This window comes from Pseudoalteromonas sp. SG41-5, from assembly GCF_014164495.1.
Lineage (GTDB): Bacteria > Pseudomonadota > Gammaproteobacteria > Enterobacterales > Alteromonadaceae > Pseudoalteromonas > Pseudoalteromonas rhizosphaerae.
The window spans coordinates 23,054-34,459 of sequence record NZ_JACJFH010000051.1; the positions used below are offsets into that span (position 1 = coordinate 23,054).

9 protein-coding genes and 1 riboswitch are annotated in these 11,406 nt (G+C 40.4%); of the genes, 5 read left to right on the top strand and 4 right to left on the bottom strand.

The window, feature by feature from the left end; translation table 11 throughout:
* Positions 1 to 25: 25 nt before the first annotated feature.
* From H5232_RS13970 to H5232_RS13980, 3 genes are read right to left on the bottom strand one after another with little or no spacing between them, the layout of a single operon-like run.
* Positions 26 to 2,803, bottom strand: coding sequence for an ATPase (locus tag H5232_RS13970; RefSeq protein WP_182831085.1), 2,778 nt, complete (start codon positions 2,801 to 2,803; stop codon positions 26 to 28).
* Positions 2,803 to 3,348, bottom strand: coding sequence for a condensin complex protein MksE (locus H5232_RS13975; protein WP_149982697.1), 546 nt, complete (start codon positions 3,346 to 3,348; stop codon positions 2,803 to 2,805). The genes H5232_RS13970 and H5232_RS13975 overlap by 1 nt, the downstream gene beginning before the upstream one ends.
* A 5-nt stretch (positions 3,349 to 3,353) precedes the next feature.
* A complete protein-coding gene (locus H5232_RS13980) occupies positions 3,354 to 4,634 on the bottom strand; it encodes a hypothetical protein (protein ID WP_182768157.1) in 1,281 nt (426 codons plus the stop codon).
* A 178-nt stretch (positions 4,635 to 4,812) separates the two neighbouring features.
* Here H5232_RS13980 and nhaD point away from each other — a divergent pair, with 178 nt between their 5' ends.
* Both nhaD and lysC read left to right on the top strand, forming a co-directional pair.
* Complete coding sequence (gene nhaD, locus H5232_RS13985; RefSeq protein WP_145242276.1) at positions 4,813 to 6,060, top strand: sodium:proton antiporter NhaD; 1,248 nt, start codon at positions 4,813 to 4,815, stop codon at positions 6,058 to 6,060.
* A gap of 114 nt (positions 6,061 to 6,174) precedes the next feature.
* Positions 6,175 to 6,346, top strand: a riboswitch (Lysine riboswitch).
* Between the two features lie 77 nt (positions 6,347 to 6,423).
* The gene (gene lysC / locus H5232_RS13990; protein WP_149982695.1) at positions 6,424 to 7,827 is read left to right on the top strand and encodes a lysine-sensitive aspartokinase 3; all 1,404 of its coding nucleotides are present in this window, start codon (positions 6,424 to 6,426) and stop codon (positions 7,825 to 7,827) included.
* Here the strand turns inward: lysC and H5232_RS13995 are convergent.
* On the bottom strand, positions 7,804 to 8,547 hold the full coding sequence (locus H5232_RS13995) for a 4'-phosphopantetheinyl transferase superfamily protein (protein ID WP_182831086.1): 744 nt from the start codon (positions 8,545 to 8,547) through the stop codon (positions 7,804 to 7,806). The two genes, lysC and H5232_RS13995, sit on opposite strands and share 24 nt — an antisense overlap.
* A gap of 153 nt (positions 8,548 to 8,700) precedes the next feature.
* Between H5232_RS13995 and H5232_RS14000 the strand changes: the two genes are divergently transcribed.
* From H5232_RS14000 to H5232_RS14010, 3 genes are all read left to right on the top strand, one after another.
* On the top strand, positions 8,701 to 10,023 hold the full coding sequence (locus tag H5232_RS14000; RefSeq protein ID WP_182719136.1) for a sodium-dependent transporter: 1,323 nt from the start codon (positions 8,701 to 8,703) through the stop codon (positions 10,021 to 10,023).
* Between the two features lie 64 nt (positions 10,024 to 10,087).
* Positions 10,088 to 10,519 carry a biotin/lipoyl-containing protein gene (locus H5232_RS14005; protein ID WP_182758643.1) on the top strand — a complete coding sequence of 144 codons (432 nt, stop codon included), beginning with the start codon at positions 10,088 to 10,090 and terminating at the stop codon, positions 10,517 to 10,519.
* A gap of 5 nt (positions 10,520 to 10,524) precedes the next feature.
* On the top strand, positions 10,525 to 11,004 hold the full coding sequence (locus tag H5232_RS14010) for a zinc-ribbon domain containing protein (RefSeq protein WP_182719138.1): 480 nt from the start codon (positions 10,525 to 10,527) through the stop codon (positions 11,002 to 11,004).
* Positions 11,005 to 11,406 lie beyond the last annotated feature (402 nt).

The window sequence follows — 11,406 nt, forward strand, 5'->3', positions numbered from 1 at the left end:
AATTTACACAAACGTGGCTATTGTCTTATTCATGCTCTACTTCTATCCAATCCTTTTCATCTACCCAGTTCTGGGCGCCGTCTTTAACGGAGCGAATTGGCACAATATAATCACAGCTAATTTGTGGTTTCACCGAGGCAAATATTGGCACAAAGCCAAAGCTGAGTGCGGTTTCTATAATTGCTTTTTGATTTTGCGGATCGATATCGGCCGCTTCATCAATATAAATCGGGATGCGGTATAAGTTTTGCTCTTGGTCGCTTAATAAGTAGCGGATAAACAACATACCGCATAATAATTTTATGGTGATACGCGTACCGTTTGAGCCAGCCGAATCAATTTTTTCAAAATGCTCGGTTTCGCCTGCACGGTTTACTACTTCAAAGCGAATATCAAATAAGTCAGTAAGGGTTAAACCGGCTTTATCAGAGGCAAGTTTAATTAAGTGATCTTTTGCTTCGTTGACAGCACTTTCACTGTAGGGTTCTTGGCTGAGTAAATCCAGCGTATCACCTTGTTCAAACTGATTTGAGGTACTGATTATGGTATCAATACTATCAACCAACATTTTGCGTGGTATCACGTTAATTTTAAATGCTTGTAAGTTTGAAATACGATGCTGACTAATGCCTTTATTGAAGCTGTTCATTTCACGGCGCAGTCTGTCTAAATCTTCACGCAGTCCCTTAATCGTCGCGGCTACTTCTGTGAGTGCAACCCGGGCTTGGCGTTCAACCGCATCACGTTCGTTATCAATATTATGGAACGCGGCAATCAATTTCTGGTATTTACTAAACTCGTCATTTTCGTTATCAAATTTGGTAATACCGGCATTGTAAATATGCAAATAGGTATTACGAACGTTGATATCAAAATTACGCAGCTCTTGGCAATCTTTATTAAAGTGATGAACTAAGTCACTGAGATTATCAAAGTCAATTTGCACATCAATCATATACGGGGTGACTTTACCGCTATATAAATCCAGCGTGTGGTCAATTCGTTCAGATTTCACTTGGCGTAGGCGCTCGGCTTGGCGTGAAATTAAATCTTTTTTCGATTTAATAATCGAGCGTCGATCACTAATTGAACCGCTGTTATTTTGAATATCTTGTAAGTAGCTATCAACTTGCTCGCGTTCAGCCAATAATTGCTCTTTTAAGAGTGTTTGTGCATCAATAGATTGCAGCATAACCTGGAATTGTTCAAAGCGTTTAAGTGCGCTTTCTGCTGCCATGAGTTCATCGTATAAGGCATCTTTTTCTTTTTGTTTGTCGGCCACATTGGCGGCCACATCACGCTGTTGCTTAAATTCATTGAGTGACTGTTCTAGGGCGCTGAGTTGCGCAGTAAGTTGCTCTTTATTTTCACCGCTTTGCATCTGCACCGGTGAGAGTTTTTTCAGCTTGATGGTCGCGCCTGGCAGGGTAAGCACGCCGCCTTTCACGTTATCTGATAATTGCTCTAAAAATGCACCAAAGGCATCTTCATCAGTGATATCTATATCACCATTACTGGTGGTGGCAAATGACAGAATGTCAGGGTTTAGAATACGCGAGATCTCTTCAACTTCTTTAAGTGATAAATCCTCGCGCATACGGGTAAATAAATTAAACTCAAGATTTTTAAGCTGTAGCTTTAAGCTTTTGATCTGCTTTTGTGTTTCACTAATACGGTAATCAAGAGTATGCAGGCTTTGCCCTTGTGCACTGTTGATAGAATGCGATAGTGACTCGTAATCTTGCTTTAATTGACCAAGGCTTACTTTTAAGGTTGCCATGTTAACCAATTCAAATTCAGATTTTAGAGCACCAAAGTCTAAAAACCATTGCTCTATTTGTGTTTGCCTGCGTTCAATATCGCGCGATTGTTGTACATAAAGTTGTTGTTTTTGTTCAAACTCGTGCTTTTCGTGTTCAATGTCTTCAAGGGCAACATTAAGCTCGCTCAATTGCGCCTCTTGGTAGCTATCAAAATCGATTAATGCTTGGTCAATTTTGGGGGCGTATGCGGCTAATTTACCTTTGAGTACGGTTTGGTTTTCAAGCATAGATTCAAGGGCGCTGATAGGCTCTTGCATCGACTCGAGTGCTTTTAGCTCACGTTTTGCGCGGTTTACTTTATCAAATGAGCGACGCCATACTTCATAAAAATCGACCTTTGAGTTTGACATGTGGCGTTCAAATACGCGTAACATAAAGCGTTTTACGTCGGCAGCGCCTAATTTATGCAGGTTCAAAATACGGCGGAAAATTTCTTTATAAATTGCCGAATCTTGCACGTTGTTAAGCGGGATCATCTTTAAGTTAATGTCGCCATCAAATGGCGTGGCACCACCCGTTAATAGTGCGTTGAGCTCTTGCGCTTTAAGCTCGATAGGGTTAAAGCCTTGCTCTTTTAAATGATTAAACAGTTTAGTGAACTTAATGATGGTTTTACCTTGAGTGTACTGCTCAAGATCAAGCTTGCCTTGGTAACAAAAAAACTGATGTGCGTAACCGGCAATTTTACCAAGCCCAGCTACACCAATCACCACCGGGCCATGGGGTAGGTCGGCTTCGAGTAAAATATAGGATTGATCTGACGAAAAATAAAATTTACGGGTTTCGTCTAAATCATGACCGTCCCATTCTGTTAGGCGTAAATCATTAATAAGCGGAAATTGCAGAGCATTGATCACCGAGCTTTTACCGGTGTTATTTGGTGCACAAATTGAGCTGCTTTTATCAAGCGGGATCACACATTTGGCATAACCGGCGGTGTTTAATAATGCCAGCTTACTGAGGCCGTATAGGTTTTTCATTATTCGTCCTCTCCAATATAGGTTTCTTCGTTTACTTCCATTAAGGCATCAATATAACGGTAGATAGGTGCTTGCAGCATAAAGCCGCCTTCTACTTCACGGGCAAGGCCAAGTCGAATCATGCGTAAGTACACGTCTTTACGTAGGTCTGATCCTGAAAAAATTTCGAGTTGATCAAATAAGTGCTTGTTCATTTGCACTAAAGTTTGCATCAGTTCTAAATCATTCACTTCATCAAATAAGGCACGCATTGGGTCTTTACCTGAGTTTGCATAGTGCTCAATTAAGATATAAATGGTTAAGGCAATCGCGCGGGAAATTTTCCCCATATTGGGTGTACTTTCATCACTGGCAAAGTAATAAAAACCACGGCTGTCATGTTGTAAATCGTGGCCAAGGGCGCTGAATAATGCGCGGTAATGATCAATTTGTTGATCAAGCTCTTGCCACATTACGGTGTCTTGTTCGCTAATGTGATAGCCGGTGACTAATTTTTTATTAATTGCTTGTAGATGACTAAGTTCATCTAAATTTATCTGTGTCATAACGGTTACTCATCCACTGTTGGTGTTTGCTGAGAGTCAACAGGCTTAGAATTAAAAGGGAAAAGAGAAAAATGTTGCCCGGCAATTTTTACGCGCATTTTTTCATCGCTTTGATTGATTTCAATATCGCTGTCACTTACCAGCTTTTGATATAAAAACAGCATTTCGTCGGCTTCAAGGTCGGGGTAGCTTTGCTCTAAAAAGGTCAATAATGGTTGTGGCTTTTTACGTTTAGCATTGAAGCGTTTTTTAAAGTTTGCTTTAACATTATTGTAATCTGGAATATTTGGCGTAACAAAAGCAGGCACATCTTGTTGATCAGGAAGTTCGTATTCACTGTGTTCAAACTCAACAAGTGCAGCCATATAAGCGACCATATGGCGCTGTTGCCCCAATGAGAATCGCTGCGTGTCAGAGACAAAATGTGGTTGTACGGCGCTGAGCATATTATCAACGCCATTTTTACGTACTAAACCAAGTACTTTAGCTGCTTGACGAGTGATCATATTATTACGGCGCAACTCTTCACGCAGTGGCATTAGCATATCGGCACTTTTACGCAGGCTTTCGCGACCAACTAAATGCATTTCTAAAATTCGGGTACGTAATCGTTCAAGCATGCGTTTATCTTGATAAGCTTTACCGCTGCGTTCAATATATTCGATTTGCGTACTGATTTGTGTTTCGATGGTATTAAAACAAGCATGAAAATCGCCACGAATATCAACCATTTCAAGCATTGGTTCAATGTATTCATCAAACGCTTCAATCACCGCTTGATAACGCTTTTGTAATGATTGCACCGCATTATTAGCTTTTGCTTGTTCTACAATATTTAAAATGGCATTTTCGTTGTGGGCAAATAGTTTCATTATTTTACGCACCCGATCATCCATAATGCGGCTAAAACGGCGCATCTCGTCGTAGTCTTCAATACTACCGGCATTGTCTAAACGGTTACCCAAACGGGCTAAATCTTCAACCAGCACGCTAATTTCTTGCGCCAAGCCTAAATGTTCTTCCTGCAATAAAAAAGTGGCAAAATCTGCAATTGCACGGTTAATTTCAAGTTGTGACGATTTAGCCAAGGGAATAATAATATCTTGGTTTAAAAGGCGGTTGGTTTCTTTGTAAATGCGCTCATTTGACCACGTAGGTTGTTTTTGTTTGATCGCATTTTGCACGTCTTTTAGGCTGAAATCAGCCATTTTAAAACGTTTAAATAGCAGCTCTAACATTCCCCAGTGCTCTGTTAGGGTATTTAGCAACTTTTTAGCTGGGATCATAAAACTCCAAAAATCCTAATTTATCTTGTAAAGCCGGCTTGTTAGGCCTCAGCGATTAGTCGTAGAAAAGCAAATTGACAATAGTTTTACACATTCTTTGGTGCTAGACTGCGCGCCGTGTCGTCCTGCGGCTCATAACATACAATTTTTACATTTTTATAAAGGTTGTTCAAACACCATGGTAACTGCAATTATCCTAACCCTGATAACGCTAGCATTCGTGCTCATCGTTATAGAGGATATTATCCATGTAAACAAGGCCAAAACCACGCTTTTCTTTGGTACTTTATGCTGGATTATCTTATTTATCTCGCCGCTTCACGGGCAAAGCCCCGAAAACGTACAACATCAACTTGACCACAATATTTTAGAGATTGCCACACTGTGGTTGTTTTTAATGGCTGCAATGACCTTTGTAGCCTATTTGAACTCCAAAGGTTTTATCCAAAATATTGTGCATAAGATAATGCCCAGTGCTATTAGCGAACGCAAACTGATGTTTTTGATTGGCGGGTTCTCCTTCTTATTTTCGTCGATTTCAGACAATATCACAGCCACATTAATTTCCCTTGCGGTGGTTATGTCGTTAAAACTCGATCCGAAAAAGCTAATTAAATACGCTACGCTTATCATCTTTAGTGTGAACTCGGGCGGAGTGTCGTTAATTACCGGTGATGTTACTACCTTGATGATTTTCCTTGATGACAAAGTTACCATTGGTCACTTGCTATTGTTGGTTGTGCCTGCGTTATTTAGCGTGGCGCTATTGGCCATTATGCTGTCATTTGGGCTCAACGGCCAAGTTGAGTTTACCAAACAAGAGGACCGTCGCATTGAGAAAACAGATATCACTATTGCAGTGATTTTCTTATCAACGATTGTCGGGACATTAACGTTAAGCGTGCTTTATCATGTGCCGCCTTTGTTAACTTTCTTATTTGGTTTGTCGTTGATGTTTTTAGTAGCGCAATTTTTAATGCGCAAAAAAGATGTGAATAAAAAAATCATCGATTATATTCGCGAAATAGAATACGACACCTTGCTGTTCTTCGTTGGCGTATTATTACTTGTAGGCGCCCTGAAAGAAGTCGGTATGCTCAGTAAGTTCACTCACCTTTACGAGTTAATGCCAGCACAATACGCTAATTATTTAATGGGTATATTATCAGCTGCGGTTGACAACGTACCACTAACGGCTGCGTTACTTAAAGCTGAAATAGTGATGAGTCCACAACAATGGTTGTCGTTTACGTATGCAACTGGGGTGGGGGGGTCCATGCTTATTATTGGCTCGGCTGCCGGTATTATCGCTATGAGTAAAGTAAAAGCGCTTACCTTTATGAGTTATTTACGTATGTCGGTGTATTTATTAATCGCTTATACAATTGGTTATATGGGATCGTATTTAGCTGGTAGCTTTATTTAATTGCTTTTATTATTTAAAACAACTTGACAGCTAGACGTCTAAACGATAACTTTCAAAGCCCGCTTAATAGCGGGTTTTGTTATTTAATTGCTAATAATTTAAGTAATTAATCTAACATTCAGAAGAGGTGCGGTACTTAGGTACTTAATGTTAGGCGACGTATGCCTGTAATCATTAAGGAGGGAAGTACTCGCCGAGGAAAGCAACTGGACGTCACAGTGGTTTTTCGGTTTATGGGGCTGAATCCTCAAAACTGTCACCAATTAGGTGGAGAGCTTCTGGCAGTGGACTTTTCTTATCGAGCACCCCCTTGCCAAGTTCTTCTTGTTTTATCGTGGTATGAATGCCACAAAAGGAGACGACATGAATACCCAATTAGCTGCAACTAACTTGCAACAGTCAGCACAAAATCAAAAATCAGACTACGTAGTCGCAAAGTTCGGTGGCACCAGTGTGGCTAACTTTGAAGCGATGAGCCGTTGCAGTGAAATTATTGTAGCCGATAACAACGTACGAGTAGTGGCCGTAAGTGCCAGCGCAGGAGTGACTAATCACCTTGTGACCTTATGTAAAAAAGATTTATCAGCAGATGAGCGCAATGAGAACATTGCTGGCGTTATTGCTATTCAAGAAGCTATTTTAAATGAGCTGTCATTGGATGCTGATTTAGCTCATGGCTTTGATGAAACCATTAAAGCTTTTAAGTCACTTGCCAGTGAGCCACTAAAATCAAAGCAACAACATGATGAGTTATTGAGCTTTGGTGAGCGTTTATCATCCTATTTATTTACTCAGGTACTGCGTTTAAATGGCTTAAATGCGGTGCGTTTTGATGTGCGACAGGTATTAAAAACCGACAGCCAATTTTCTAAAGCAACCCCAGATGTAGCTGCAACAGCAATGGCCGCAAAAGAGCATTTAATTCCGTTATTAGCTGAACAGGTTATTGTAACTCAAGGCTTTATAGGCAGCGACGCACATGGTCAAACTACCACACTTGGTCGTGGTGGTTCAGATTACAGTGCGGCATTATTGGCCGAAGCTATAAACGCTAAAAGCGTGCACATTTGGACTGATGTCGTGGGCATTTTTAGCACCGATCCGCGCTTATGTGCTAAGGCTACGCCGATTGCGCGTTTAAGTTTTGATGAAGCGGCCGAAATGGCTACCTTTGGGGCGAAAGTATTACATCCGGCAACTATCTTACCTGCGAGCCGCAGCCATATTAGTGTGTTTGTTGGTTCTAGCCGTGAGCCTGAACGTGGTGGTACCTGGATCGAACGTGAGAAATCACAAATCCCCGGAATTCGTGCTGTCACGCAGCGTAAAAATCAAATATTGTTAACCTTAAAAAGCCCTGAAATGCTTTTGGCTAGTGGCTTTTTAGCTCACGTGTTTACAATTTTAAGTGAGTTTAATATCTCGGTTGATTTGGTAACTACCTCAGAGATAAGTGTTGCAATTACTTTAGATAATGCGCCAAATGCCTCGCGTCCTGAGCTTGATCAAGAATGCCTTGATAAGTTAGCGGAGTTTTGCCACGTGTCGGTTGAGAACAACTTAACCTTAGTGGCATTAATTGGTTCACAAATTCAATTACGTCAGCAAGAAATTAACTTAATGAATGTATTAAGCGATTTTAATATTCGCTTAATTTGTCATGGCGCAAGTAAACATAACCTGTGCTTTTTAGTGGAGCAGAGCGAGTCAGACTTTGTTGTGCAAGCGATCCACAGCCGTTTATTAGAAGTTCAAAACGCCGCGTAATTGGGCGGTAGAATTTACCACAGAGCACTGCCAGTCAGTGCTCTTGTCACTTACCACACTGATATCAAACTCATGATATTGACAACTCAGCGCTGTTAAATTTGCTCGCTCAAGTTCAGTAAATACATTGGGGCTGAGTAATTTTGCAATTGGTTGGCTGGTGGCTTTGGCAAGTGCTTCTTTTAAGGTCCATATTCTAAAAAATCGTTCTGCACTTTGCTGATCTTGCGTTATTAAATTTACCTCATCAAGATGATAAAAATGCTTAGCGAGCTTTGCAAATGGACGCTTCAGGTTTATTTTTTCAATATCAAAACCAAATTCAATTCGTTCTACATTTAATGCAGCACCGACAAAACCATTAGAGTGGGATAAACAACTACGCAATACTGTGTCACAGTCAGTTATATGAAGCAGTAATTTACTGCTTTGCTGGTCAAATTCAGAGCTAATATGGTTATTTGCTAGATCACGAAATTGTGGCATCGTTTGTTTTACCAAATACTTAAGCAGTAGCCGAGTGGCTAAATATTCTTGCTTGGCTTTGTAACTTTTTCTACGGGTGATAACCGTCAGTTCAAATGGGCTTAATAGTGCGTTTAAATCAAATTCATCAACATTTAACTGCTGGGCGTCAAATAATAAAATAGTATTCGCATTGAACGGCTGCACGCTGTGTTTGGTGATAACGAGTTGCTGTTGAAAAAATAACGCAGGCATAAAATCCACAATTAAAGTGATAAAAGAACAAACATGTTTATATTTTGTGCGGTTGTGCGCTGGTTAATTAAGCCAAGGCAAATTTATTACTCTGTGAGAGTTAAATATGGTTTAATTCACAATAATGAAAAATAATAACAGATTTGTAGATGTATGGCACAATTGCGTGATGGTTTTCAAAGCCGCCTTGGCTTTGTTTTAGCAGCTTCTGGCGCTGCAGTTGGATTAGGTAATATTTGGGGATTTCCCACGCAAGCGGCAAATCATGGCGGCGGCGCGTTTTTACTAGTCTATTTTATAGTTATCTTTTTTTTAGCCTTGCCAGCTTTATACACTGAGTTGTACTTAGGCCATAAAGCGCAAGCTAATCCGGTTAAAGCACTTAGACAAGCATGGCAAGAGCAAGCACCGCAAGTAGGCGCTGCTGCTGGTTATTTAGGTTTAGCCGGTGCGATTGTGATGCTGAGCTTTTACTCAATTGTTGCAGGTTGGATGCTTGCTTATGCCCTTGAACCCATTGCTAGCTTTTTTGGATTTACCACCGTCAGTACGTTTTTGCACACGGATTCGATGGCGCGTAATTTTGTATTTACACCACTGATGCTGATCCTCACTGCGAGTATTATTCTCAAAGGTGTTAAATCTGGCATAGAAACATGGTCGCGACGGTTAATGCCGATGCTATTGGTGTTACTCGTTGTGCTAATTGCTTATATAGCCACGCTTGATGGCGCAAGTGAAGGCTTTGCTGCGTATTTAGTGCCAGACTTTAGCCAAATACTCGACCCAGGTTTAATTATTGCGGCAATGGGACAGGCGTTCTTTTCACTGTCACTGGGTGTCGGTTGTATGATGATTTATGGCTCGTACTTGCAGCCTGATGCTAATTTGCCGCGGTTAACCGCGTCGGTAGCGTTACTTGATACAGGGGTTGCCTTTTTAGCGGGTTTATTAATTATTCCTGCAATTTACGTGGCGCAGCACAATGGCGTGCAAGTATTTAGTGATGGAAAATTAGTGGGAGAAGGGCAACTAATTTTCGCAATTCTACCGCAGTTATTTAATACTATGGGCGAAATTGGCTTATTGGTTGGTTTACTGTTTTTTGTACTTATGTCGATTGCATCACTTACCTCGACTATTTCATCAACTGAAATTCCAGTGGCTTTTTTAGTTGAAAACCATCAAGTAGAGCGTAAAAAAGCGACGTTTTTAGTGAGCTTAACGGTTTTAGCCGCGTCATCGTTGATTATTTTCAATTTTGATTGGCTATTTGGTTTAGTGATCATGGTACTGACTCAGTATCAATTACCGCTTATGGGCTTATTTTACTTTATCACTGTAGGGTGGTTGTGGCGCCGTGGTAATCAATTAAATGAGGCTGCAAGTGGCATGCGTTATTGGTTTGCTCAGTACATACGTTATGTGTGTCCGATACTGATGACCGCCGTGTTCGCTAATGTCGCGTTTGGTTGATAATTTAGCTGTCAGTTTTTTAGTTTTAATTGTTAATACATAGTGTTATACCCAAGGAGGAATTATGAACATAGATGTTAAAGTCCCTACGCTTCCAGACTCAATACACACAGCAGATATCGCTAAACTTTATGTTAGTGAAGGCCAACTCGTTTATGCCGGTGATGTGTTATTTGATGTTGAAACTGAAAAGGTTGTTTTAGAAATAATGGCCGACTGCAGTGGCATTATTGAGAATATAACGATTGCAAATGGCGACCATGTTAATCCTGAACAGGTTGTAATGACTTTGCAGCAGCTTGCAGACAGCGAACTGCCAGCACGACCAACAGTAGACCAAACCCATGACAGTAAACTGTCAGTAAGCGGCTCAGCAGAAGAAGACGCTATTGCTTCTGCATTATTTAGTAAACTAAATACTATCTGCTGGGTAATTGGTTTTATTATCGGTGTGGCTGCAGGTGTTTTAGGAACCCTCATTGTGCTGGGTAAATAGCTAAAATGACCAATTATGTAAACCATCCAAGATATGGCAGCGAGCCAATCCTCTCTGGTAATAGTTATACAAAGCAAGAAATCGAGAATGCCTTTTGGTGGTATAAAAGTGTTCGCTACTTTCCTGAGACGGCAATCCCCGCAGTTATCGAAAAACAATGTGACAGTTTATATCCAAGGCAACTCTATGTTGATATAGAAGAGCAATGTGTCGATTGTCATAGAGCGTTTATATTTTTTGCTAAAGAGCAGCAATATTGGTTTGAAGAATTAAAGTTTTGGATTGATGCACATGCGATCAAGTGCTTTGAATGCAGAAAGAAAAGCCGTGCAATAAACCAGTTGCAAATTATCTATGCAAACTTAATCATTAAAGAGCATATAACGCTTGAGGAAACTCAATTGCTCAAGTCCAGCGCGCAGCAACTTTTTGAGTCAGGAGTTATTAAGAAGATTAATAAAGTGAATGCTATCCGTAAAATGTAAGTAGACGTACTTAAGAGACCTATGTGATTACATCTTAACTTGATTTGTCAGAACCGATAAATAGGACTCAATCAAGTCTGACTGTCACAGATGTGCCATATGCGGACATTGAAGCCGACTTAATAATACTGATAACTACGTATTGTAAATCTGCTCGAATTGCCACTAGTAAATGTGTTTCGTTTTACCAAGTTCTGTCTAAATCCTGAGCGTATAAAGAAATAGCTCGTTGATATTCTTTAATAGCATTACTATTCGTCGTGGATACTAAAAGTTCGTAAGCGTCTAGCAAAGTGCACCTGCCAGTAACTCGTCAAACCGATTAAACTATTTCTGAATTTCAATTAGGAGATAGCCATGAGAAAAATGCGTAGCCTTGAGCAGTGGCGCAACATTATCGAA

Excerpts from the sequence above, each read along its gene's own strand:
- H5232_RS13970 (WP_182831085.1), bottom strand. The coding sequence starts at position 2,803 with ATGAAAAACCTATACGGCCTCAGTAAGCTGGCATTATTAAACACCGCC.
- H5232_RS13975 (WP_149982697.1), bottom strand. The coding sequence starts at position 3,348 with ATGACACAGATAAATTTAGATGAACTTAGTCATCTACAAGCAATTAAT.
- H5232_RS13980 (WP_182768157.1), bottom strand. The coding sequence starts at position 4,634 with ATGATCCCAGCTAAAAAGTTGCTAAATACCCTAACAGAGCACTGGGGA.
- nhaD (WP_145242276.1), top strand. The coding sequence starts at position 4,813 with ATGGTAACTGCAATTATCCTAACCCTGATAACGCTAGCATTCGTGCTC.
- lysC (WP_149982695.1), top strand. The coding sequence starts at position 6,424 with ATGAATACCCAATTAGCTGCAACTAACTTGCAACAGTCAGCACAAAAT.
- H5232_RS13995 (WP_182831086.1), bottom strand. The coding sequence starts at position 8,547 with ATGCCTGCGTTATTTTTTCAACAGCAACTCGTTATCACCAAACACAGC.
- H5232_RS14000 (WP_182719136.1), top strand. The coding sequence starts at position 8,701 with ATGGCACAATTGCGTGATGGTTTTCAAAGCCGCCTTGGCTTTGTTTTA.
- H5232_RS14005 (WP_182758643.1), top strand. The coding sequence starts at position 10,088 with ATGAACATAGATGTTAAAGTCCCTACGCTTCCAGACTCAATACACACA.
- H5232_RS14010 (WP_182719138.1), top strand. The coding sequence starts at position 10,525 with ATGACCAATTATGTAAACCATCCAAGATATGGCAGCGAGCCAATCCTC.